The following is a 24,737-nucleotide window of genomic DNA, read 5'->3' as shown; positions in this document are numbered from 1 at the left end:
CGATTCAGAATGAAAGCCCTTACAAAAATTTTTTAAGTATGTTACAGAATCAAAAAACAATAGGGGGTTCTTTTAGATGAAAAAGTATATTTTATCCTTACTTCTTTTAATGGCTGTACTGGTATTGGCTGCTTGTGGCAGTGATGAGGCTGACAGTGGCGGGGAAAGCGGGGCTGAAGGTGTCGAGGAAATGACGATTAAGTTTTCTCACGTTGTAGCTGAAAATACGCCGAAGCACCAAGGTGCACTGGCTATGAAAGAGTATATTGAAACAGAATCAGATGGGGCAATCGAAGTGGAGATCTATCCTAATAGTTCGTTGTTTGGGGATCAGGATGAGTATCAAAACCTGGTGTCAAATAACGTGCAGTTCATTGCACCGGATTTAACAAAATTTGTCGGTAACAATCCACAATTCAATGTGCCAGCTCTTCCGTTCATGTTCGATAACGATGAAGAGGCAATTGCATTTTGGGACGGTGAAAAAGGCCAGGAGATTTTGGGGAGTCTAGAAAGCGATGGAGTGCTTGGCTTAGCCATGTGGCCGAATGGCGGTAAACATATCACTAATAATGAACGGCCAATCGATTCACCTGATGATTTCCAGGGATTGAAATTCCGTACACAGGGTGGACAGGTATTGGAAGCTATTTATTCTGCACTGGGAGCTGGGTCTGAATCCATTCCGTTTGGCGAACTTTATACAGCACTGGATCAAGGCGTTGTAGAGGGACAGGAAAATACGTTCAGCAATATCGAATCCAAGAAGTTTGATGAAGTTCAGGAATACATGACAATCATGAACCATACGCGAGTAGATTATGCTGTTTTCACCAATACGGAATTCTGGGAGAGCATGAATGAAGAAACGAAAGAAATTGTGGAGGCAGGGTTGGAAGTAGGAACAGAAGTGGCACGTGAAGAAGCCACAAGTCTCAATGAAAAAGCTCTTGAATTGATTCGCGAAAGAGGGCTGGTCGAAATCATTGAGTTAACACCTGAACAGATTGAAGAGTTCCGTACAGAACTGGAACCGATCTACGATGAGTTCGAAGATGAAATCGGTGCAGATGTATACGAAGCGGCACGTGAAGCAGCTGGAGAATAATACTTAAAGAGAACTAAAAAAGTTGGCTTTCTCCATAGCCAGCTTTTTTCAGTTTAAAGTTTGGCTAAAGACAAAAAACGCTTTGAAAGAGGAATTTTTTTCAAAACAGAAGTGCTTAAGCAAACCAATACCTTACAGACAGGAGAATGGATATGAACAAAGAGAAGTTTGAACAGGGACTGGAAATACGCAGAAGTGTATTAGGAGCGGAATATGTAGATAAATCGATTCAAAATGCGACGGAATTTAATATGCCGATGCAGGAGTTGGTGACAGAGTATTGCTGGGGAGAGATTTGGGCACGTCCCGGGTTGCCAAAAAAGACGCGGAGCATGCTGAATCTCGCCATGATTACGGCGTTGAACCGGCCGCATGAACTGAAGCTGCATGTCAGGGGAGCCATCAATAACGGCTTAACAAAAGACGAAATCCAGGAGGTTTTCCTGCAAGCTGCCATTTATTGTGGCGTGCCGGCTGCAATTGACAGCTTTAGGACAGCAAAAGAAGTATTTGATGAAATGGATAAAGAGCAGTAACCCGAACTTTCTTAAACAAAAAGGATCCGCGACAGGAAAATTACAATCGTTACGGACAAGGCACTGAAAATAGTTGATGCAAGAACAGCTTGAGCAGCAAATGCGGTTTCATTGTCATATTCCTGTGCAATGATGGCACTGTTTACGGAACTTGGAACGGCAGAAGCGATGAACATCGCTTGAGCTGTGATGGCATCGACGTTAAGGAATTGAATGATGATAAAGGCCAGAAGCGGACTGATAATAAGTCTGACTCCTACGCTCAAATAGACCGTGAGCATATTTTTAGTGAAATTCAATTGAACGACCTGCGCGCCCAGAGTCAAAAGTGCCAATGCAATCAAGGCATCTGCAATATAAGAGCCTGGAGTATAAAGGAACTGCGGAAGTGTAAGATCGAATGCATTCAATATCAGACCGAAAAACATCGCATAAAGCACCGGCATTTTAAAATAAGGGACGGTAGCTTTGATCTTTGATTTGTCCAACCGCTGCAAACTGATGATCCCGTAGGAATAGACCAGCAGATTTTGAAAAGTAAGCACTAAAACCTGGACTGCCATGGCAATCGGATCCTGGCGAAAAGCCAGATCATTTACGGAAATGCCGTAATTGCCCGAGTTGTAGAATAAAGAGCTATGGGAAAAAGCAATATCCAGTCCTTTGCTGAAACCGAGGAACTTACTGATTAGTTTGGATACAAAATACAAGAATAAAGACAAAAAAATAAAAAACGCCAATACTTTAAAGAACATTTCCCACGCTAAATCAGTTTCGTAGAGGCGGATAAAAATCAGGCCTGGCACCAAATAATAAATATTGATTTTTGCCAGCGTATTCAGATCAAAGCGGAACTTTAAATGCAAAAATGCCCCGAGTCCTATCAAAATGAGGATGGGGACAATGATATTTAAGAAAATATTGAAAATCTCCATGACACTTTCTCCTTTCAAACTTAAGGTAGTTCTTACTGATTATTGTTTCTGTACAATAATACACTATTAAGAAAATTATACCAATCAATTATAGAGCTGAGGAGAATCGAAATGAATCTGCCTAAAAAAGTGCAAATAAACGAAGTGGTATTAAGGGATGGATTGCAGCTGGAAGACAAGGTGCTGACCGTAGACGAAAAAAAGATTTTGTTTGATCTATTGGTGACAGCCAATGTCCAATCATTGGAATTTGGTTCTTTTGTCCATCCGAAATTGGTGCCGCAAATGGCAAATAGCGGAGACTTGTTCGAGCTGATTTCGAAAGAATACGATCATCTGAAGCTGATTGCGCTGATTCCGAATTTAAAAGGGGCAAGAAACGCGCATGAAAAAGGCGTTGCAAAGGTGAATTTCGTCTTTTCAGCAAGCGATACGCATAACCAGCAAAATGTTCAAAAAAGTACAGAAGAGTCCTTGCGTGAGCTTAAAGAAATTCTTAGTTATTGCGAAGAGCATGCGGTGTTGTTGAACGTATCGATTGCAACAACTTTTGGCTGCCCGTTTGAAGGTGAAGTGAAGAAAGATAGAATCCATTGGATCCTTGAGCAACTGATGCCATTGAAGATAGAAACCATTACCCTGGCGGATACTACAGGCATGGCGAATCCGCAGCAGGTTTACGATTTGGTCTCGGAGCTGAGAAACAGGTTTCCAGAGCAAGCGTTTAATCTTCATTTCCATAATACAAGAGGTATGGGACTTGCCAATATGCTGAGCGCAATGGAAGCCGGCATCACGAGTTTCGATGCTTCCTTGGGCGGTCTGGGCGGCTGTCCATTTGCCCCAGGAGCAACAGGGAATATTTGTACAGAAGATGTGGTCCATATGCTTCACAGCATGGGAATCGAGACCGGTCTGTCGTTGGAAGGATTGCTTTCCGCTTCTCGGACGCTTCAACAATTTGTAGGCCACGAAACACCAAGCTACGTCCTCAAAGCAGGGCCATACGACCGAAAATATCCAGCTCCAGTAAAGAAATAGATAGACAATTTAAACTTAAGAATCACTATTTTACACAGCGCTTCGGACGCTTTGGGCATCCCTCACACGATAAGCCGGGAATAACACCGTCTTATCGCTCCGCCCAGCCCGTGGACGCGGCAAGTACAGCTATAAAAACCTGGAGGATGCCACTATGACCAATTGGGAAACCTTGATCTTAAATGAAGAACACAGCGATGAACATGTCTATGTGATCGAATTGAACAGACCCGAAGCGATGAATTCGCTTAATACGAAAATGGCGGTCGAATTGATTGAATGCTTGACATCACTGGAGCAGCAAAAAGGCTTGCGTGTGCTGGTGCTTACCGCAAAAGGAGAAAAAAGCTTTTGTGCGGGAGCGGATTTAAAAGAACGGAAAGGAATGACCAATGAACAATGGAAACAGCAGCATGACATTTTTGAAGCTGCCTATGAATTGCTGCGGAACTTCAAGTTCCCTGTGATTGCAGCAGTCAACGGCTTTGCTTTAGGCGGTGGCATGGAAATGCTGCTGAGCTGCGATTTACGCTATGCGGCCGGACACGCCAAAATGGGGTTGCCGGAAGTAAAGCTGGGCATCATCCCAGGTGTGGGAGGAACGCAATTACTGCCGCGTGCCATTCCGGTCGGTTTGGCAAAAGAGATGCTCTTTAGGGGCAACCAGGTGGATGCGCATAAAGCACTGGAAACAGGGATTTTGAACGGCGTTTTTTCGACAAAGGAGCTGATGCCAAAGACGCTGGAAATTGCCAGGGAAATTGCGCAAAATGCACCGTTATCCTTGCAGTCCATAAAGAAATCCATTTCTACAGGGCTTCATACGGATATCAACACAGCGTTGTCGATTGAATTGGATCAATATTATAAATGTGCAAATTCAGAAGATCGCCTGGAAGGAGTTTTGGCCTTCAATGAAAAAAGGAAACCAGACTGGCAAGGGAAATGACAAGCAGCGAGGCATTCGAATCAGCAGTGGAAGGAGCAGCCAAAATGGAGTTAAGCAGACAATTGGCAAGATACAGCTTGGATCTTTCATACGATGATCTGCCGGAAAGAGTCGTTTCGTTTACAAAACTGTGCATTCTTGACTATTTTGGATCAGCGATTGCGGGATCAGATAAAAAACCTGTTCAAATGATCAGTGATCTTGTGGACGAGATGGGAGGCTATGAACAAGCAAAGCTGTTTACCGGGGGGAAATCCAGTGCCATTAATGCGGCTTTGGTAAATGGAGCGGCGAGCCATGTGATGGAACTGGATGATATCCATAAAGGATCGATTATCCATGCCGCCACAGTAGTCATTCCGGCAGCGTTGGCGATTGCCGAGTGGAAACAATTGAGTGGAAAAGAACTCATCACTGCTGTCGTGGCCGGATATGAAGTTTGTTTCAGAATAGGAGAAGCAGTATCGCCTTCCCATTATTATTACTGGCACAATACAGCTACTTGTGGCACTTTTGGCGCCGCTGCCGCTGCCGGAAAACTGCTCGGTTTATCGGAAGATGAGATGGTCAGCGCCCTAGGGAATGCAGGTTCTCAGGCAGCAGGACTGTGGGAATTCATCGTAGATGGTGCCATGACCAAGCAGCTGCATACCGGAAAAGCGGCAATGAACGGGACGATGGCGGCTTTGTTGGCGCAAAAAGGTTTTACGGGACCAAAGAAAATTCTCGAAGGTGACCGTGGCTTTTTCAACGCCATGAGTGAAGAGCATGATGTTTCAAGAATAACGGAAAATCTTGGACAAGAATTCAAGATTCTGGAGAACTCTTTTAAAATTCATGCATCCTGCCGGCATACACATCATGCCGTTGATTTATTGATCGATATATTCAAGGAACAGCATCCCGCATTGGAAGACATCGAATCGGTAGAAGTAGATTCCTATCAAGTCGCACTTAATATTACGGATGACGTTGATCCTCAGACAGAATATGCGGCTAAATTCAGTCTCCAATTCTGCTCAGCCTTAGCCTTGTTGAACGGCCGTGCAAGTTTGGAGGATTTCAATGGGGACAAACTATGGGATGAAGAGATTCGATCGTTGGTGAAAAAAGTCAATGTCCACATGGATCCTGCAATTGATGGCAGCTATCCGAAACAATGGGGAGCGGCAGTCAATGTCCTGTTAAAAGGTGGGGAGAAGATCCAAAAGCAAACCGATTTTCCAAAAGGAGACCCTGAAAATGCAGTTACTTCAGAAGAACTGCTTGAAAAATTTATGGGGATAGCTACGAAGCTCCCAACCAAAAAGCGGCAAGCTTTGGCAAAGAGTTTAATGGAATTGGAGTCGATAGGGAATATCAGCGACTTAATGGCTACATTGTAATGAGGATTGCCATCACCATTGAATGAAGAGCTATATAAGTTGAACTAAAGAAACTAGCTTTTACACAACGCGTCGCCGTCGCCTATCCCCTGGACGCGCCGGCGCTGGTTTGCAGAATATCCGCAGGCGAATATTATCTAGAATGAAAAAGAATTCACGCAAAGAGGGCGTTGCTATGGAACATAATGTTGAACCATCAACAAAAGTCGCAAGCCTGCACAGGCAATTGCAAACTTTTAATCCAACTGAACTGGAACAGGCTGCTTATTTACTATCGCTTTTGCAGGAGCCACAGGCTGATTCAGCCGATAATGCCGTACCGATGCATTTGCTTGGCCGGTTTTTAGGGATGGTGCAAAATCAGGACGGAACGACTGAAATGGCATTGGGGTTCCAGAATGAAAATACCTATGGCGTGGCGCAAGGCGGCTCTATCTATACATTGGCTGACGTCGCAATCGGCTTCAGCATTCTGCAGAATTTAACAGGAGGAGAAAAAGTCTTTACTTTGGAGCTGAAAGTGAATTTTATTGAAAAAGGCCAAGGTTCCCGTTTGATCGCTACTCCCCTTATTTTAAGGCAGGGCAGAACCACGGTCGTTTCTGAATGCACCGTTCATGATGATTCTGGGAAATTGGTGGCAAAAGCGCTGGGCACTTTTTATATCAGTGGATCATCAAAAAGACAGGAGGGAGACAGTTGAAGGAGATCACTTACGAAAAAATTGTGAAAGAAGTAAAGACTATGTGCATGGAGTCTAATTACAACCTTGGGGAAGATGTTTATTCGGCGTTTAAGCAAGCGCTGCAGACAGAACGTTCGGAAACCGGCAAAGAAGTGCTGACGCAGCTGATTGATAACGCAGATATTGCCAAGGCAGAAAGAGTGCCGATGTGCCAGGATACCGGAACTGCAGTCTTTATGGTCGAAGTGGGGCAGGATTGCCACATTACCGGAGGCAGGTTGATGGATGCCATCAATGAAGGCGTAGAAAAAGGATACGGGGAAGGCTATTTAAGAAATTCCATGGTCTACAATCCGATGAACCGGAAGAATACAGGAAACAATACGCCAGCCATTGTCCATATCGATTTGGTTGAGGGAGAAGAATTGACGCTCCATATGACCGCTAAAGGCGGCGGCGCAGAAAATATGAGTGCATTGAAAATGCTGAAACCATCTGATGGCATGGAAGGGGTCAAGGAATACATTTTATCAATCGTTAAAGAAGCGGGACCGAATGCCTGTCCGCCACTGGTCGTCGGCATTGGAATCGGCGGAAATTTCGAGCGCTGTGCTTTTTTAGCGAAAAAATCATTGTTCCGCCCTTTAGGTGTGCGACACGAAGATCCGGCAGTTGCAGAGCTTGAGCTGGAATTGATGGAACAAATCAACCGGCTCGGCATCGGCCCGCAAGGCATGGGTGGCAGCACGACTGCCCTGGACGTCAAAGTGGAACTGGAGTCCTGCCATATTGCGGCGTTGCCGGTGGCCGTCAATTTGAATTGCCATGCCAGCCGCCACCAAACGATTTTGATGAAATGAGGTGAATGCCATGCAGAAGAAAATCCATCTGCCTTTACGGGATGAAGACATTGAATCGCTTAAAGCTGGAGACCGTGTATTGCTTTCTGGTGTCGTTTACACCGCGCGGGATGCGGCTCACAAGCGAATGGTGGAACAGGAAAAAGAAGGCATACCGCTGCCTGTTGAACTAGATGGACAGGTTTTGTATTATACAGGCCCGACTCCAGCAAAACCCGGTGAAGTGATTGGTTCTGCGGGACCGACGACGAGCGGCAGAATGGATCTTTATACGCCAACTCTTCTTGAAAAAGGCTTGAAGGGAATAATTGGAAAGGGGTATCGAAGCGAAGAAGTCATCGCTTCCATGTTGAAACACAATGCGGTTTATTTTGGGGCTGTTGGGGGGGCTGCTGCTTTGATTTCCCGCTCGATCAAAAAGGCTGAAGTGGTTGCCTACGAAGATTTAGGGACAGAAGCCATCCGGAAATTGACCATTGAAGATTTTCCGGTGTTTGTCATCAATGATGTCCACGGTGGTAATATCTACAAGGATGGAGTCGCGAAATACAAGCAATGAAGGGGAACGATAGGATACCCAAAAGGGGGCAGGCAAAGATGAAAGCAGGAATTATCGGATTGGGCAATATGGGCGGCCGAATGGTGAAAAGGCTGCTCGAACAAGGAGTGGAAGTTGGGGTTTTTGATCTCAATAAAGACTTTGTCCGAAAATTTGTAGAGATGGGGGCGGAAGAGGCAAAAAGCCCCGCTGATTTAGCAAGGAAATATTCATGCGTTCTTACGGTCTTGCCGAATGTTTTCATTGTAAAAGAAACGGTGACAGGTTCGGAAGGGTTGATGGAGGGCATGAATGCCGACAGCCTGCTGATCGAGATGACTACATCCATCCCTTCTGTAACAAAAGAACTTAATGCTTTATTAAAGGAGAAAGGGCTGAGGATGATTGATGCGCCGGTTAGTGGGGGCGTCAAAAAGGCGGAAGAAGGAACTTTATCCATCATGGTCGGTGGCGAAGAAGCAGATTTTGAAAGAGCAAAACCGCTGCTTGAATGTATGGGAGCCAATATTTTTCATGTCGGGGAAGCGGGAGCGGGGCACACAATCAAGGCATTGAATAACATGATCTCTGCAACCACTTTAGCTGCCACTGGGGAAGCGATGGCGCTTGGGGTCAAATTGGGCCTGGATCCGGAAAAAATGCTCAATGTTATCAACGCGAGCACTGGCAGAAGCTTTTCAAGTGACTTCAAATTTCCCAATCAAGTGCTGACGCGAAAATTCGAAGTCGGCTTTACTTTGGATTTGATGGTCAAGGATCTGAAAATCGCAATGGCAATGGCGGAAGAAGAAAAGGTGCCGATGTTCATTTCAAGTGCATCGTTCCAGCTTTGGAAGCATGCTTGGTCTCAGGGTGGCGGGGACCAGGACCATACAGCGATAGTGAAGTATATTGAAGAAATGTTCTCTGTTGAAATCAAGGGATCCTAATGTTCCTAATACTCGAAGGTGGTCTTTAATGATAAAATACAATTATTCTTTCCTGCTTTTAAAAGGAAACGTATTTAAGGGGTGCCATATGGAGAAATTTAAATTAACAAACCAGGATCGGGCCACGTTACAGTATAAAGTGACAAATAAACTGAGAGAATTGATCCTTAAAGGCGAGTTCAAGATGGGTGAGCGCTTGATGCAGGAAGAGTGGGCCCAAAAATTAGGCGTCAGCCGAATGCCGCTTAGGGAAGCATTGCACCAACTGGAAGTAGAAGGTTTGGTCAGGATTGAACCAAGAAGAGGCGCAGTGGTTACACCGATTTCAGTCGAGGATATTGAAGAAATCTACCAATTGAGAGCCCTTCTGGAAGGACAGGCCGTTGTGAAATCACTTCCTTATTTGGGAAATGAAGAAATACAGGAGCTTGAAGATCTCTATAATGCAATGATCAAGCTGAAAGCTGACGAAAGCGATGTTGAAGTCTTTATGAAGCTGAACGCTGAGTTCCATCGGATCTTAAGGGAAAGTTGTCCATGGAGAAGAATCCAGGGATTTATCGAAACTTTATGGAAAGGGATCCCTCCCTATACCCCGAGCCTCTTGTCGAATCACTTGGCGGATTCGCACGAAGAACATCGCTTGATGTTGGAATATGTAAAACAGAAAGATGAAGTCCAATTAAGAAAAGTGACAGAAAAGCATATTCTGAGAACCAAAGAAAATTTAATTGAAATGATGATGAAAGAATAAAGCTTCGATTTATATGAAGTTCGACAAGAAGAGAGGGGCAAACTGTATGAAACAAATGGAATTAGCGGTTATTCCAGGAGATGGCATCGGAAAAGAAGTTGTTCCTGAGGCATTGCGGGTCCTGGATGTGATAGCAGAAATTCACGGTGGCTTAAAATTCAACTCGACCCACCATCCGTGGAGCTCGGAATATTATGTGCAGCACGGGGAAATGATGCCGAAGAACGGCTTAAGCCAAATTGCACAAAGCGATGCGGTTTTTCTGGGAGCTGTCGGAGATCCTTCGTTAGTGGCTGACCATATTTCACTGGGCGGCTTGCTGCTGAAAATCCGCAGGGAATTTGAGCAAGTCATCAATATCCGCCCTGCCAAACAGCTGAAAGGCATCGTTTCTCCTTTAGCAAATCCGCGGGATTTCGATATTATGATTGTCCGCGAGAACAGCGAAGGCGAATACAGCAGTATTGGCGGCAGAGTCCACAGTGGCGAAGATGAAATAGTCATCCAAAATGCGGTATTTACTAAAAAAGGGGTTTCCCGCGTCATCCAATATGCATTTGAATTGGCCCAGCAACGAAACGGCCGCGTGACCAGCGCCACCAAGTCCAACGGAATTGTTCACTCCATGCCATTTTGGGATGAAGTCTTTAAAGACGTAGCAAAGAATTATGGAGATGTCCAAACCAATAGTGAGCATATTGATGCGCTATCTGCCTTCTTTATCACCAAACCGCAGACGATGGATGTTGTAGTGGCCAGTAATTTATTCGGAGATATTTTAAGTGATATCGGAGCTGCCATAATGGGAAGTATCGGAATAGCACCTGCAGGAAATATAAACCTGAACGGAAAATACCCATCCATGTTCGAACCGGTTCATGGCTCAGCACCAGATATTTTTGGCAAAGGAATCGCTAACCCCATCGGCCAGATCTGGACCGCAAAAATGATGCTTGACCATTTCGGAGAGTTTGAAATGGGCGCACTGTTGCTGGAAGCCATTGAATCCTCTATGCAATCCGGCATCAAGACAGCCGATATTGGGGGCAGTTCTTCCACCTCAGAAGTGACTGATGAAATTATTGCCAACCTTCAAAAAAAATAAGCATGTAGCGTGTTCTGAGTAGGGACACGACTGTCATTTTGAAAGAACTAAATTTTCTGAAAACAATTTACAATTCCCGGATTGTTTAGTAAGATGAGAATTAAATTAATATTGTATCCAATATCCAATGATTGGAGAGAGAGCAATGAATGCAGCACGCTCCTATTTGTTTGTGCCAGCTACAAATCCTTCCATAATAAAGAAAGCGGTCTCATCAATGGCTGATATTGTCATCGTGGATTTAGAGGATGCGGTAGCCTTGTCGGAAAAACAAGCTGCAAGAAGAGTAATGAAAGAAGCTTTGGCAGCCCATCAACATGAACAAAAGATCATTGTCCGCATCAACGGTTTGGACACCGATTTGTGGGAAGGCGATTTAGAAATAGCAATCACAAATGGAGCCGCAGGAATTATGATTCCAAAAGCGGAAGATCCGCAGGGAATTCAAAAAGTCTCCAATAAGATACGTGAAATTAGTGGGGATAAAGATGAAACGTTTGAAATGATTCCATTGATAGAAAGCGCCAAGGGCGTGCAGTCCGCATATGCTATTGCATCCGCAGATTCTCTGGTTTCGGTCTTGGCTTTCGGGTCAATCGACTTTTCACTGGATATCGACTGCGAACTGACGCCTGAAGGGCTGGAATTGCTGTATGCCCGTTCCCAATTGGTAATCGCTTCGAAAGCAGCCGGCATTGGTTCGCCGATTGATGCCGTTTACCCCGATTTAAGGGACGAAGAAGGACTGAAAAAGCAAACGGGTTTTGCGAAACAGCTTGGCTTTAAAGCCAAGCTCATCATCCATCCGAAACAATTGGATGTTGTCCACCAAGTATTTTCGCCGTCGAAAGAAGAACTCACACTGGCCAGTGAGATCGTCGAGGCATTTGAAAAAGCTGAAGAAAGCGGCATCGCTTCCATAAAAATAGGCGGACAGTTTGTCGATTATCCTGTCTATAAAAAAGCTAAACGAATCCTGCGAAATAGAGGCTCTTAGGCAATCTTCCCATTAAAAATGATGAGGTGAGCATAGTGGAAATAGTGAAAATCGATGTAAAAACAGTGCCAATCAGCAGTCCCATCCGGAACGCTTATATAGACTTCAGCAAAATGACGACTTCGGCATTGGCGATCACCACAGATGTCATCCGAAACGGAAAGCCTGTAGTCGGTTATGGGTTTAACTCGAACGGACGGTATGCCCCTACTTGTCTGCTGGAAGAACGCTTTATTCCAAGGCTGTTGGAAGCGGATCCAAAAGACACTGTGACAGACGACGGATCTAACCTGGATCCCCACAAAACACATAAAATCATCATGGCCAATGAAAAGCCGGGCGGTCATGGCGAGCGTGCAGTTGCGGTGGGCGTTATCGACATGGCTGTTTGGGATGCCGTGGCAAAAATCGAACAAAAGCCTCTATACCAGCTGTTGGCGGACCGTTATGGAACAGGGGAAACTGATGACAAGGTTTATATTTATGCGGCGGGCGGCTATTATTTCCCGGATAAAGGATTGACTGAGTTACAGGATGAGATGAAAGGCTATTTAGCACTAGGGTATCGTGACGTGAAAATGAAAGTTGGCGGCGCCTCATTAAATGAAGATTTACAGCGGATTGAAGCGGTTTTGGATATTTTGCCGAAAGGCAGTGGCTTGATGGTTGATGCCAATGGCCGTTTCGATTTGGGTTACGCCATCGAATTTGGTGAAAAAGTGAAGGGCTACGAATTGATTTGGTATGAGGAAGCAGGAGATCCCTTGGATTATCATTTGCAGGCTGAACTTTCCAAACGCTATCCTCATGCGATGGCGACAGGTGAAAACTTATTTTCACTCCAGGATGCGACCAATTTAATCCGCTACGCAGGGATGAATCCGGAAAAAGATTTTTTGCAATTCGATTGCGCACTCAGTTATGGGTTGGTTGAGTATCTGAAGATTCTCGACATGCTGAAAGAACATGGCTGGTCTTCGCGGCGCTGCATTCCACATGGCGGCCACCAGCTGTCCCTTAATATTGCGGCGGGTCTGAAGCTTCACGGCAATGAATCGTACCCGGGTGTCTTTGAACCTTTTGGTGGATTTGCGGATCGTTACGCAGTGGAGGATGGTTATGTCCGGCTTCCTGAAGTACCAGGAATCGGCTTTGAAGAAAAAGCCAATTTGTATGAATTGCTGTTGACGATTGGCAAATAGGTTTAGTTGGATTGATGGGAGGTGCAGAAGTGGCAGGGAAAATGGAGTTCAATCAGGAAATCGCGACAGAATATGATAAAGGAGTACGGCGGACATTACCGACCTATGACCCGATGCTGCGCTTGTCACAAACCTTTCTTCACAATGCGCTTAAAGAGCAGACAGAAGTACTGGTGATTGGCTGTGGTGGTGGAAATGAATTGAAAGCTTTTGGTGTACCGAATCCAGGATGGCGGTTTACAGCGGTCGATCCTGCAAAAGCCATGCTGGAAGCGGCTAAGATTAAAGCTTCACATGCAGGAATTGAGGACCGCATTGAGTGGGTGAATGGCACGGTAATGGATGTGCCGACAGAAAAGCGATTTGGTGGTGCGACCTGCATTTTGGTTTTGCATTTTGTCCCTGAAATAGAAGAGAAAAGGGCATTGTTGATGAAAATTAGAAGCCATTTGGATCCAGGAGCACCTTTCGTACTGGTCAGTAAATTCGGAGACCCGGACGATCCTGAATTTAAAGAACTGGTGGCTCTATGGAAAAACTACTGGATGGATATGACCAATCTGCCGGAACAGCAAGTGGAGGAACTGATGAAGGGGACTTTGACCGAATCATCAATTTCTGAATGCGAAATTCGTGGATTGCTGAAAGACTCGGGGTTTCACCGTGTTGCCAACTTCTTTAGAACCAACCATTTCGGCGGTTGGATCTGCTATGCGGCTTAAGAATGAGCAGAAACCAATTCTCTCTGTGTTAATGGAAAGTGGTTGGCTGTAAAAAGGGAGGGAAGGGAACATGAAAAGCAATCCGGCGGCAAATAGGAGAACACTCCTGTTTATAGGCATTGCAGTTTTAGGTTTCCTTGTTGCCTATTTTTTATTGCCAGATGAATTTTCCTACGAGGCTAAAGTGATGACCAGCATCATTACGCTCGGAATTATCTTATGGTCATTGGAGCCGATACCGATTGGGTTGACGGCATTGATCATTCTATTGCTGATGCTGTTGTTCGGTATTGCGGATATATCGATTATCTTCAGTGGATTTGCGTCACCGGCAACTTATTTGATTGTTGGGGGCATGATGCTTGCTACCGCGGTCAACGAAACTGCCTTGATTAAACGAATGAGCTACACGATCCTGAAGAAATGGGGCAGCCGCTCAGCCGGCTTGCTCGGTAGCATCATTATCATTCAGCAGATCCAGGCTTTTTTTATTCCTTCCACCGCTGTACGGTCTGCGCTGATTCTCCCGGTTTCAACCATGATCATTGAAACGACCCATGCCGAGCCGGGTGGGAACTTGCGGAAAATGATCATGCTCGGTGTCGCTTTCGGTGGCATCATCAGCGGAACATCTGTTATGACTGCGGCAATCGGCAATATTTTGACAGTGGAACTGCTCAATCGTTTTGCGGGAATCAATATCACGTATTTTCAATGGTTCTACTACACATTTCCTATCTGGCTGATATTGATTCCGGCAATATGGCTCATGCTGTTGAAAGTTTTTCCATTGCCTGAAGAACAGCAATACTTTCCGGCAATCAAAGATGAAATGACGGAGAAGCTCGAGGAATTAGGCCCCATCAACGCACGGGAAATCCGCTGTTTGGCCATACTGTTGGCGATTGTGATTTTTTGGCTGACGGAACCTCTTCATGGATTACATCCGAGTGTTCCAGCACTGGCAGGGGTAGTGTTGATGACCTTGCCCGTTGTTGGCGTAGCTGCCTGGGAGCCTGTTGTGCGCATCAACTACAATACCGTTCTGTTGATCAGCGTCACCTTATCGATGGGCTATACATTTGTGGATTCAGGGGCAGCAACCACCATCAGCCAATATTTGAGTGTCGATTGGTTTATGCAGCTTATTCAAAATCCATTTTCAGCTGTGGTGATCGTCATTGTTCTGGCTCAGATTTTCCATAAAATGATTTCCAATGTCGCCACTGCCGTTGTTGTCCTGGTGCCGATTGTTATAAGCGTTGCCCAAAATGCCGGCATTGATCCTCTGGCAATTGCTTTTACAACAGGATTGACCTGTCTTTTCGGATTTGTCCTAATTGTTGAATCCATGCCGAATTTGATCGCCCACAGCACTGGAATGATTTCACAGAAAGATTTTTTGAAGCCTGGCTTATACGCCACCATCATTTCAATGGCAGCAACGGTTCTTGTAGCTGCTACCTGGTGGAACTGGATTGGGTTAATTTGACCAGGTTTTTAAATCGACGCTATTTTGTTGTGGATATTCCGCAAACCAGCTCCGCTTTCGGGCCCACAGGATGTGGGTCATGCAGTTGTCGCGACAACTGCCCAGGGCTTACTGCCCGATTGGATTTTGCCACTTCGCTTCTCCGCGGAAAGCGTCCGCCTGGAGCGATCTCTTCTCACTAGCTTAGATAAATAATTGTTAATTCACTAAGAGAGTCTAAAAGGAGGAATTTATATGTTGCCATTGGAAGGCATAACCGTTGTTTCTTTGGAGCAGGCTGTAGCAGCGCCTTTCGCGACAAGGCAGCTAGCGGATTTAGGCGCCCGGGTCATTAAAGTGGAAAGGCCAGGAGTCGGAGACTTTGCCAGAAACTATGATAAAACGGTTAAAGGGATGGCCAGCCATTTTGTCTGGATCAACCGTTCCAAAGAATCATTGGCGCTGGACCTGAAGCAGGAAGAAGCCAAAGAGGTTTTGCATAAACTGTTGGCAGAAGCAGATGTGTTCCTTCATAATCTTGCACCTGGCGCAGTGGATCGCCTTGGATTTAGCGCAGAGGAACTGAAGGTCAAATATCCGAAGCTGATCATTTGTTCCATCTCAGGGTATGGCACTTTCGGGCCGTATACTAATAAAAAAGCCTATGACTTGTTGATCCAATGCGAAGCAGGCTTGGTCTCCGTCACAGGAACAGAAGATACCCCATCCAAAGCAGGAATTTCCATCGCGGATATTGCGGCAGGAATGTACGCCTATACAGGTGTGTTAACCGCCATCATTTCACGCTATAAAACGGGGAAAGGTGCAATCATTGAAGTATCGATGCTTGAAGCATTGGCCGAGTGGATGGGCTATCCTCTCTATTATTCCGCATATGGAGAAAATGAACCGCCTCGAACCGGTGCGAGCCATGCCACAATTTATCCTTATGGCCCTTTTAAAGCAGGAGATGGCAAAATGGTCTTTATGGGCATTCAAAATGAACGCGAATGGGGCGAGTTTTGTGAAACTGTACTGAATAACTCAGAGCTGGCTTCTGATCCGTTGTTCAACAGTAATTCTCAGCGTGTGGTTAACAAAAACGCATTGAAAAGCATCATCGAAGACGTTTTTCAGGCAATGGATTCTGGGCAAGTGATCGAGCGGCTGGAGCTGTCGCGGATTGCCAACGCACGACTGAATACCATGAATGAACTCGTCGAGCATCCACAATTAGCAGCTCGCAACCGCTGGCGTGAAGTGGATTCGCCGGTAGGTAAATTAAAAGCGCTCATTCCACCCGTCACATCAGATGAAGTTGATACGGTTATGAAGCCGATTCCGCATGTGGGCGAACACACAAACTCCATTCTGTCAGAGCTGGGATTTTCTCAAGAGCAAATAAGCAAATTGACCACCTAACGAAAAGACGGCATTCGAAAGGGGAAAATGACAATGGCAAAGTTAACACCAGAGGAAAGAGAGCATTTACGGCAGGAAGTGGGGAAGTTATGTTCGGAATTTCCGAATTCCTATTGGAGAAAGCTGGATCTTGAACGGGAGTATCCGTATGAGTTTGTGGATGCATTGACCAAAAGCGGCTACCTGTCTGCATTGATTCCTGAAAAGTATGGCGGCAAAGGCTATGGCATGACAGAAGCGACAATTATTCTTGAAGAAATCAACCGTTCCGGAGGCCATGCTGCTGGCTGCCACGCCCAGATGTATACGATGGGCGCCTTATTGAAACACGGCAGTGAAGAACAGAAGCAGCAGTATTTGCCGGGCATCGCGGACGGTTCGATCCGGTTCCAGGCTTTCTCGGTGACGGAAGAAAAGGCAGGATCCAATACGACTGCCATCGAAACTTTTGCTAAAAAAACAGCAAATGGCTATGTGGTCAATGGCCATAAAAACTGGACAAGCCGGCTGCTGCAGTCGGATTTGGTGATGCTGCTGGCACGCACCACACCAATAGAAGAAGTAGGCGAAAAAAGGGCAGCAGGGCTCAGCCTGTTCCTGGTGGATTTGCGGATTATCCGGGAGCAGCAGCCGGAATCCCTGGTCGTTGAACCGGTCCGTGCCATGTTCAATTACGCAACAAACCAAGTCTGGTATAAAGATATGGAGATTCCTGCAGAATGCCTGATCGGAGAAGAAGGCAATGGTTTCCGTTACGTGCTCGACGGCATGAACGCAGAGCGGACTTTGCTGGCGGCAGAAGCGATCGGTGACGGTTATTTCTTCATCGATAAAGCCACCAGCTATGCCAACGAACGCGTGGTCTTCAACCGAAAAATCGGGGAAAACCAAGGCATTCAGTTTCCCATTGCCCGGGCTTACGCGGCGATTAAAGCGGCTGACTTGATGCGCTATGAAGCAGCAAGAAGATTTGATGAGGATGAGAAATTTGGTGAGCAGGCCAATCTGGCGAAATTCCTGTCGAGTGAAGCAAGCTGGCAGGCGGCCAATGTCTGCCTGGATACGTTTGGTGGCTATGGCTTTGTGGACGAATATGACGTGGAGCGGAAATTCAGGGAAACCCGGATGTATCAAGTAGCGCCGGTCAGCAACAATATGATTTTGGCCTATCTTGGGCAGAATGTACTGAAGATGCCACGCTCTTACTGATGTCCATTCCAACGGACGCCTTCTTATCATTAGTCAAGGATCTTTATCGAAAAAGCAAGGAGGTCTTCTGGATTAGTAAAAAAAAGATGATGGTGTTTTCCATAGCTTCAGAAGACAGCAGCACGCCGTTGCTGGCAAAAACTTCTTTGGAATAAATTCATAATTATTACAACACAAATATGTTCTATTTTGAAAAACTGCACGAATTGATCAACTTCATCGAATTGTGAAAATATTTTTCGGTTTTCTTAGAGCCATGAGGCTTCTGGGTTTATGAAAGATGGAAACGCTTGCAAAGAAATCTAAATATTTTTTCTATATTGACAACGAATTTTTGACTGTATATGATGGAGTCAATTCAAATATACAGATTAACTATGTTGATGGAGATACACTTCATGCAGAGAAATCTTAAGAGAGCTGATGGTTGGTGGAAATCAGTGGTTTCGGCATTGGGCAGCACTCCTGAATAGGTGGATTGAATACCCCAGTAGGTCCATTCGCTTCATGTCCGTTACGCATGTGAACCAATGAGGCTGTCAGTTTATTGACAGTGAATTAGGGTGGTACCGCGAAATGGAAGACTCTTCGCCCCTTGCATCTTTATGTAAGGGCGAAGAGTCTTTTTTTGCGTCTTTATACAATCACTGCCCGCAAAAGCGGGAAATCGAGAGGGGAATGAGTTTCATTATGCTGACAGACCAACAAATTTTACGAATCCCAGGACCAACACCAATTCCACCAAGTGTGCAACGCGCGATGGCACAGCCGATGATCGGGCACCGAGGACAAAGTACATCGGAAATGATCAGTGACATCAGACCAAGGTTAAAACGTGTTTTTGGAACCAAGCAGGAAGTGATCATCTTAACAGGCAGCGGGACTGCAGGACTGGAAACAGCTGTAGTTAATACGGTTGCTCCTGGAGAAGAAGTAATGGTTCTCGTAACAGGCGCATTCGGAGATCGTTTTGCGAAAATTTGTAAAGCATATGGAATTCAGACTCATGTTTTCGAAGTGGAGTGGGGCCAGGCGGTTGACCCGGAAGCGGTGAAAAACTTCCTTATGGAGCATCCCGAGATCAAAGTGGTCTTCTCGACCTTCTGTGAAACCTCTACGGGCGTCCTGAACCCAGTCAAAGAGTTGGCTGCTGCCGTTAAAGAGGTATCGGATGCCTTGGTCATCGTCGATGGCGTATCTTGTGTAGCAGGTACGGAAACCCAGATGGATAAATGGGGGATCGATGTAGTGGTCACCGGTTCACAAAAGGCCTTTATGCTTCCGGCAGGTCTTGCATTCATTGCAGCAAGCGACCGGGCATGGAAGAAAATCGAAGCCAACCCACAGCCGCGCTTTTATTTGGATCTCAAAAAACACAGAGACAATATTTTAAAAGATACAACGCCTTTCACTCCTGCATTATCGATTTTATTCGGTTTGCAGCAAGTGCTTGTATTATTGGAAGAAGAAGGACTGGAAGCAGTATACGCAAGACATCACCTGATGAAGGATATGACCCGGGCGGCTTTCAAAGCATTGGGCATCCCATTGCTGACTTCCGATAAAGATGCATCACCGACAGTGACAGCTGTGAAACCGGATGACTTTGATCCGGAAGAGTTCCGTAAAGTGATGAAAAAAGAATTTGCTTTGGAAGTGGCAGGCGGCCAACAGCATTTAGCGAAAAAGATTTTCCGCATCGGCCACATGGGCTATTGCTCTCCGGCAGATATGCTGCAGACTTTGGCAGCCATGGAAATCGGCTTGATGAAAGTAGGAAAAGAAATTGAACTCGGCAAAGGAATTGCCGCTGCACAGCTAGTTTATTTGACAGAAGGGAAGGGAAACAAATGACTTTTCACGTCTTGATCAGCGATCCACTCAGCGAAGAAGGAATTTATCCCCTGCGTCAGGCAAACGGCGTAAACATCGTCATGGAAACCAACTTGACGCCGGAACAATTGGGCGACCGCATTGATGGCTTTGATGCTTTGCTTGTCCGGAGCCAAACGCAGGTGACACGGGAGTTGATTGAAAAAGCTTCGAACCTGAAAATTATTGGACGTGCAGGTGTCGGCGTCGACAACATCGATCTGGAAGCTGCTACCGAGCATGGCATTATCGTCGTCAATGCACCGGATGGCAATACGAATTCGGCCGCTGAACATACAATGGCGATGCTGATGTCTATGGCACGCAAAATTCCACAGGCGTTCCACGCGTTGCGCAATCAAAAATGGGACCGTAAATCGTATGTGGGCGTCGAGTTGAAGAATAAGACGCTTGGAGTAGTCGGTTTTGGCCGGATTGGCCAGGAAGTGGCAGCTCGTGCAAAAGGACAGCGAATGAACATCATCGCTTACGATCCTTTCCTGACTGCTGAAAAGGCAGAAAAACTGGGTGTGGAATTTGGATCAGTGGAGGATGTGCTGAAAGTGGCGGATTTTGTTACTGTCCATACGCCATTGCTGAAAGAAACCAAGCATTTGATTAATAAAGAAGCATTCGCCATCATGAAAGACGGCGTACAGATCGTCAACTGCGCACGCGGCGGGATCATTGATGAAAGCGCATTGTTCGACGCAGTGAAATCAGGGAAAGTAGCCGGTGCAGCGCTTGATGTATTTGAACAAGAGCCGATGGTTGATTTTCGGCTATTGGATTTACCGGAAATTATCGCAACGCCTCATTTGGGCGCAAGTACTTTTGAAGCGCAGGAAAGTGTAGCAGTGGATGTCAGCATGGACGTGGTCAGCTACTTCACGACAGGGACTGTCCGAAATTCAGTGAATTTGCCATCTGTACCAAAAGAAATCATGAAGAAAATCGAGCCTTATTTTGATTTGTCAGAGCGTTTGGGCGCATTTTTGACTGATTTGACCGGTGCGGCTGCAGAAGAAGTGACTGTACGCTATGCTGGGGATTTGGCCAATATGGAAGTGGGGCCATTGACGCGCAATATGCTGAAGGGCATGCTGAAGCGCCATCTTGGCAAGCACGTCAACGATGTTAATGCGATGTATATTGCCAATCAAAAAGGGATTGTCGTCAGCGAACAAAAGACTACGGAATCGAAAGGGTTCACGAGCCTGATCACCGTAGAAGTGAAAACTGCAAAAGGCACAAGAAAAGCAGCCGGAACCTTGTTGAATGGACAAGGTGCACGTATTGTCAAAGTGGATGATTATTTGGTGGATGTCGTGCCAGAAGGCCATCTGCTGTATGTTCGCCATAATGACCGCCCGGGCGTCATCGGACGTGTCGGAACTTTGCTTGGACAAGAGAATGTCAACATTGCTACTATGCAGGTAGGGCGTTCGATTGTCGGTGGAGATGCCATCATGATGCTGTCAATTGATAAGCCTGCGCAAACAAGCAGCTTGGAGCAATTAGCAAAACTGGATGAAATTCAGGGAGTCACACCCATCAATCTATAAGAAACACAAAAGAGGTCCTCACAGAGAGGACCTCTTTTGTGTTTCAGGCTGTAGATAAAGTCTTTCCGAAATGGATAGCGGTGCATAACCCCAACTGCTCTGGCCACTTCGCTTTCCGTGGGCTCAGCTTCTCTGCTCCCACAGGAGTCTTTGTAGCCAGCCCGGTTTGAAGAACACGGCTTAAATGAAAGAGAGAAACTTGCTAGTCGATTCCAAAAGGAAAATAGTTCCGAAAAATCTAGTAATCCCGTCACTCAAGGATCCCGAGCGCAAGGCGGCGAAGGGCAAAGATGTGCTCCTGCATCGCTGCGCTAGCTTCGTCGCAAAGACTGGTCTCGCAGGCTTCGACCAATGTCTTTCCTGCGGAAGAACACCCCGCAGGAGCTTGCGACGAGGAGGCTCAGCGCTTCGTCCGCGGAAACATACTAACATTAGTAGCACAAACCATGGCCATGGTTTGTGCTACTATTTTTTTGTAGAAGTGGAGTGAAGTCGTGCGGACGCGGGGATCTGAGAATCCGAAACAGGAAACAGACTCGCTTCACACCCTTATCCGAATCAGGTTAGTATGTTGGGTCCCGAGAGACCGTATAAGAAAGTGGAATCGATAAGGCACTGTGAAGGCTTCTATGAAAACAGAACAGGAGGAAAAGGATGAAGTATGTGATTGCGTTTGACGTCAGTATGGGAAAAAGCGCCATGGTGGCCTTATCGCAAGAGCGAGTGGAATTTCAGGTGCTTAGGTCATTCCCTGGAATTGGGGATCAAACTGCTGTCCAGATCATCGCAGAACTTGGTGACATCCGCCGCCATCAGTCGGACAAACTCCAGTACCAGGACAAAATCAATAAACGGGGAAACAAGCGGCTGCGGACCATCCTGTATTTTATGGTGATGACCATGATTTCCCTCCGCAAAAAAACGCACAACACCATTGCCGACCATTACGACCAATTAAAAAAGCAACCCAATGGAAAGCCCCATCAGGTTGCAGTGATCGCCTGTCTGAATAAGTTCGTGAAAGTTGCATTTCACCTTATTCGCCACGGGCTTCTTTACCAGTACGAATCTGGCAAGGCTTCGTAAACACAATTCCTTTTCACTATAGCACAGACAACCTGGTGAAAAAAACAGGAATCACCAGGTTTTTTTGGCATGCCCTTTTTGGCACGATCAGATAGCTTGTAGTGCAGGTGCATGACTCCTGCGAGCCCGCGGAAAGCGTGCACCGGAACGAAAAGCAACCGTTCCTCAGCCCACTCCCTCTATTTTTTAATAAACTACGAGAAAAAACTTGACTGCAGATAAGAAAGCGTCCGTCTGGAGCGCAGGATTCGGTATAAATCCCATGAAATGTGTAATCATTCTGTAAAAGTCATAAATATTCTTTTGTGTTTAAATTTGTTCCAGCAGCTGAAGCAATTCCTCCAAATGCTGAACTTCGTATGTCGGGATGATGGATTCGTGTGGAGCCTTCTCTTCCCGGTTGACCCAGACAGAGCGGATTCCGGCTTTTTCAGCACCGATAATATCGGTCATTAGGTTATCACCGACCATCAGCACCTCACCTGCGGCAAAATCGAATTTTGATAAGGCATGGTGAAAGATGCTCGGATCTGGTTTCCCTTTTCCAAATGCACCCGAAATTACGATGTGATCAAAAAAAGGCGCGATTTCCGGTGTGATCTCAAGTTTGGTCTGCTGCAGGCTTGGCGACCCATTGGTCAATAACAGCAATTGATAATGGCCTTTTAAGTCTTCAAGTACCTTTAAGCTTTCTTCATACAGAATGGGGTTTCTTTTCCGTGCTTCAGGAAAAAACTCAGCAAGCTGGCCGGCGATTCCCGGGTTGTCGATTCCAATTTTTTTCAGTCCGAGAGTCCAGGCTTCCCGGCGATAAGCCGGAACAATGGTTTTCATCTGCTGGAAATCTGTTCCTTTATCGTCAAAGGTTCCCCATAACCCTTCGAAAGGGTTGATGCCGATCATTTTGGTGAAATCATATGTATCATAGCCTGCATAGAGCTCAGTTGCTGCAGCTCTCACTGCTTCTTCCAGGCCGGAACAGTCACGGGCTGTTAATTCTTCAGCCAACTGGCACGTTTCCTCGAATGCTTTCTCAACACTCTTCTTGTCCCATAACAAAGTATCATCTAAATCGAAAAAAATTGCTTTGACCATCGGTGTGAGCTCCTCATGATAATATTTTTACTTTGCTCCAGTGTACTGGAAAAGCCAGTAAAAACATAGGGTGTTCAGAGTTCTGTCACTGAAAAGAACAATGCCTGAGTGATATGATATGAGCAAGGAGTGAAAACAATGACGATAAGCAATTCGACGATGCTTTTAATGGAAGAAGCCACTGACTATATAGGAATTTGCTACGACGAATTGGGTAAGAGCGACCACCAGAAAGCAGGCAGGCTGCTTGAAATCAAAAAGGAAATCGAATACACAGGAACTTATACGCACAGCTTCGAGGAATTGGAGCACGGAGCACGCATAGCCTGGCGCAACAACAATCGCTGCATTGGCCGGTTATTCTGGAATTCGCTGACAGTCTTTGATGAACGGCATCAAACTACAGCAACTGGAATATTTGATGCTTTGGTTCAGCACATCAACTTTGCAGCAAACAACGGAAAAATACGCCCTACCATTACTGTATTCCGCGCCGCACAGGAAAATGAAGACTCCATGCGTTTATGGAACCATCAGTTGATCCGTTATGCTGGATACGAAACTGCAGGTGGCATCATCGGCGATTCCAGTTCAGTGGAGCTGACAATGCTTTGCCAGGAACTTGGCTGGCAGGGAGAGGGAACCGCTTTCGATATTTTGCCCTTGGTCATCCAATTGCCAGGAGAAGAGCCTTTCCTCAAAGAAATTCCGCGGCAGTCGATTACGGAGGTCGAAATTGGCCATCCCGAAATTCCAGAGTTTTCACAGCTGGGCATCAAGTGGTATGGGATTCCAATCATATCAGATATGATGCTGGAAATTGGCGGCATCCAATACAGGATGGCACCTTTCAACGGATGGTATATGGGCACTGAAATTGGCGCCAGAAACCTGGCAGATGAAGACCGGTATGATTTCCTGCCTGCTGTAGCAGAACTGATGGGGTTGAATACGCAGTCGAACCGTTCCCTATGGAAAGACAAAGCTTTAGTCGAATTGAATATCGCTGTGCTGGAATCGTTCCAGGAAGCAGGTGTGACCATCGTCGACCATCACACGGCAGCCAAGCAATTCAAGAATTTCGAGAAAAAAGAAGAAGTGGAAGGGCGCGATGTTACGGGAAACTGGGCATGGTTAATCCCGCCGATGTCTCCGGCCACAACTCATATTTTCCACAAGCCCTACAAGAACAAAGTGGTCAAACCTAATTATTTCCATCAAAAAGCTCCCTATCAATCCTAAGGAGGGGA

The 24,737-nt window shown here is 46.0% G+C and carries 23 protein-coding genes and 1 other annotated feature; of the genes, 21 read left to right on the top strand and 2 right to left on the bottom strand.

Annotation, left to right across the window (positions count from 1 at the left end):
• Positions 1 to 76: 76 nt before the first annotated feature.
• Both J7I83_RS02265 and pcaC read left to right on the top strand, forming a co-directional pair.
• The gene (locus J7I83_RS02265) at positions 77 to 1,108 is read left to right on the top strand and encodes a DctP family TRAP transporter solute-binding subunit (RefSeq protein WP_215099060.1); all 1,032 of its coding nucleotides are present in this window, start codon (positions 77 to 79) and stop codon (positions 1,106 to 1,108) included.
• 152 nt (positions 1,109 to 1,260) lie between these two features.
• Positions 1,261 to 1,644, top strand: a complete 384-nt coding sequence (gene pcaC / locus J7I83_RS02260; protein WP_215099059.1) for a 4-carboxymuconolactone decarboxylase — start codon at positions 1,261 to 1,263, stop codon at positions 1,642 to 1,644.
• A gap of 11 nt (positions 1,645 to 1,655) precedes the next feature.
• On the opposite strand, the gene J7I83_RS02255 is transcribed toward pcaC, so the two are convergent.
• Positions 1,656 to 2,579, bottom strand: a complete 924-nt coding sequence (locus J7I83_RS02255; RefSeq protein WP_215099058.1) for an AEC family transporter — start codon at positions 2,577 to 2,579, stop codon at positions 1,656 to 1,658.
• 111 nt (positions 2,580 to 2,690) lie between these two features.
• Here J7I83_RS02255 and J7I83_RS02250 point away from each other — a divergent pair, with 111 nt between their 5' ends.
• The 18 genes from J7I83_RS02250 to J7I83_RS02165 all read left to right on the top strand — a co-directional run bounded on the left by J7I83_RS02250 (position 2,691) and on the right by J7I83_RS02165 (position 22,392).
• On the top strand, positions 2,691 to 3,620 hold the full coding sequence (locus tag J7I83_RS02250; RefSeq protein ID WP_215099057.1) for a hydroxymethylglutaryl-CoA lyase: 930 nt from the start codon (positions 2,691 to 2,693) through the stop codon (positions 3,618 to 3,620).
• 154 nt (positions 3,621 to 3,774) lie between these two features.
• Complete coding sequence (locus J7I83_RS02245; RefSeq protein ID WP_215099056.1) at positions 3,775 to 4,569, top strand: enoyl-CoA hydratase/isomerase family protein; 795 nt, start codon at positions 3,775 to 3,777, stop codon at positions 4,567 to 4,569.
• Positions 4,570 to 4,613: 44 nt separating this feature from the next.
• The gene (locus J7I83_RS02240; protein WP_215099055.1) at positions 4,614 to 5,954 is read left to right on the top strand and encodes an MmgE/PrpD family protein; all 1,341 of its coding nucleotides are present in this window, start codon (positions 4,614 to 4,616) and stop codon (positions 5,952 to 5,954) included.
• A gap of 175 nt (positions 5,955 to 6,129) precedes the next feature.
• Positions 6,130 to 6,657, top strand: coding sequence for a PaaI family thioesterase (locus J7I83_RS02235; protein WP_215099054.1), 528 nt, complete (start codon positions 6,130 to 6,132; stop codon positions 6,655 to 6,657).
• Entirely contained in the window at positions 6,654 to 7,499 is an 846-nt protein-coding gene (locus J7I83_RS02230; RefSeq protein WP_215099053.1) for a fumarate hydratase, read from the top strand. Before J7I83_RS02235 ends, J7I83_RS02230 begins: the two co-directional genes overlap by 4 nt.
• A 10-nt stretch (positions 7,500 to 7,509) precedes the next feature.
• Positions 7,510 to 8,058 (top strand): Fe-S-containing hydro-lyase, encoded by a 549-nt coding sequence (locus tag J7I83_RS02225; RefSeq protein WP_215099052.1) that lies wholly within the window; start codon positions 7,510 to 7,512, stop codon positions 8,056 to 8,058.
• A 38-nt stretch (positions 8,059 to 8,096) separates the two neighbouring features.
• Positions 8,097 to 8,987: an NAD(P)-dependent oxidoreductase gene (locus J7I83_RS02220; RefSeq protein ID WP_215099051.1), complete on the top strand. Its 891-nt coding sequence runs from the start codon at positions 8,097 to 8,099 to the stop codon at positions 8,985 to 8,987.
• 88 nt (positions 8,988 to 9,075) lie between these two features.
• Positions 9,076 to 9,741 carry a GntR family transcriptional regulator gene (locus J7I83_RS02215; RefSeq protein WP_215099050.1) on the top strand — a complete coding sequence of 222 codons (666 nt, stop codon included), beginning with the start codon at positions 9,076 to 9,078 and terminating at the stop codon, positions 9,739 to 9,741.
• Between the two features lie 46 nt (positions 9,742 to 9,787).
• On the top strand, positions 9,788 to 10,846 hold the full coding sequence (locus J7I83_RS02210; RefSeq protein ID WP_215099049.1) for a tartrate dehydrogenase: 1,059 nt from the start codon (positions 9,788 to 9,790) through the stop codon (positions 10,844 to 10,846).
• Between the two features lie 145 nt (positions 10,847 to 10,991).
• The gene (locus J7I83_RS02205) at positions 10,992 to 11,843 is read left to right on the top strand and encodes an HpcH/HpaI aldolase/citrate lyase family protein (protein WP_215099048.1); all 852 of its coding nucleotides are present in this window, start codon (positions 10,992 to 10,994) and stop codon (positions 11,841 to 11,843) included.
• Positions 11,844 to 11,878: 35 nt separating this feature from the next.
• On the top strand, positions 11,879 to 13,045 hold the full coding sequence (locus J7I83_RS18055) for a mandelate racemase/muconate lactonizing enzyme family protein (RefSeq protein WP_353048218.1): 1,167 nt from the start codon (positions 11,879 to 11,881) through the stop codon (positions 13,043 to 13,045).
• 29 nt (positions 13,046 to 13,074) lie between these two features.
• Positions 13,075 to 13,767 carry a class I SAM-dependent methyltransferase gene (locus J7I83_RS02195; RefSeq protein WP_353048217.1) on the top strand — a complete coding sequence of 231 codons (693 nt, stop codon included), beginning with the start codon at positions 13,075 to 13,077 and terminating at the stop codon, positions 13,765 to 13,767.
• Positions 13,768 to 13,837: 70 nt separating this feature from the next.
• Positions 13,838 to 15,259 (top strand): SLC13 family permease, encoded by a 1,422-nt coding sequence (locus J7I83_RS02190; protein ID WP_215099047.1) that lies wholly within the window; start codon positions 13,838 to 13,840, stop codon positions 15,257 to 15,259.
• 234 nt (positions 15,260 to 15,493) lie between these two features.
• Positions 15,494 to 16,660 (top strand): CaiB/BaiF CoA transferase family protein, encoded by a 1,167-nt coding sequence (locus tag J7I83_RS02185; RefSeq protein WP_215099046.1) that lies wholly within the window; start codon positions 15,494 to 15,496, stop codon positions 16,658 to 16,660.
• A gap of 33 nt (positions 16,661 to 16,693) precedes the next feature.
• On the top strand, positions 16,694 to 17,869 hold the full coding sequence (locus tag J7I83_RS02180) for an acyl-CoA dehydrogenase family protein (RefSeq protein WP_215099045.1): 1,176 nt from the start codon (positions 16,694 to 16,696) through the stop codon (positions 17,867 to 17,869).
• A 371-nt stretch (positions 17,870 to 18,240) separates the two neighbouring features.
• Positions 18,241 to 18,468: a binding site (T-box leader), on the top strand.
• A 91-nt stretch (positions 18,469 to 18,559) separates the two neighbouring features.
• Positions 18,560 to 19,723 carry a pyridoxal-phosphate-dependent aminotransferase family protein gene (locus J7I83_RS02175; protein ID WP_215099044.1) on the top strand — a complete coding sequence of 388 codons (1,164 nt, stop codon included), beginning with the start codon at positions 18,560 to 18,562 and terminating at the stop codon, positions 19,721 to 19,723.
• Positions 19,720 to 21,306 carry a phosphoglycerate dehydrogenase gene (gene serA, locus J7I83_RS02170; RefSeq protein ID WP_215099043.1) on the top strand — a complete coding sequence of 529 codons (1,587 nt, stop codon included), beginning with the start codon at positions 19,720 to 19,722 and terminating at the stop codon, positions 21,304 to 21,306. The genes J7I83_RS02175 and serA overlap by 4 nt, the downstream gene beginning before the upstream one ends.
• Positions 21,307 to 21,960: 654 nt before the next feature.
• A complete protein-coding gene (locus J7I83_RS02165) occupies positions 21,961 to 22,392 on the top strand; it encodes a transposase (RefSeq protein WP_251047389.1) in 432 nt (143 codons plus the stop codon).
• A gap of 309 nt (positions 22,393 to 22,701) precedes the next feature.
• Here J7I83_RS02165 and J7I83_RS02160 read toward each other — a convergent pair whose 3' ends face one another.
• Complete coding sequence (locus J7I83_RS02160) at positions 22,702 to 23,487, bottom strand: HAD family hydrolase (protein WP_215099042.1); 786 nt, start codon at positions 23,485 to 23,487, stop codon at positions 22,702 to 22,704.
• 138 nt (positions 23,488 to 23,625) lie between these two features.
• On the opposite strand from J7I83_RS02160, the gene J7I83_RS02155 reads away from it, so the two are divergent.
• A complete protein-coding gene (locus J7I83_RS02155; RefSeq protein ID WP_215099041.1) occupies positions 23,626 to 24,729 on the top strand; it encodes a nitric oxide synthase oxygenase in 1,104 nt (367 codons plus the stop codon).
• Positions 24,730 to 24,737 lie beyond the last annotated feature (8 nt).

This window comes from Planococcus sp. ISL-110 (genome assembly GCF_018613575.1).
In the GTDB taxonomy this organism is placed as follows: domain Bacteria; phylum Bacillota; class Bacilli; order Bacillales_A; family Planococcaceae; genus Planococcus.
This window is presented reverse-complemented; position numbering and strand designations above follow the sequence as displayed.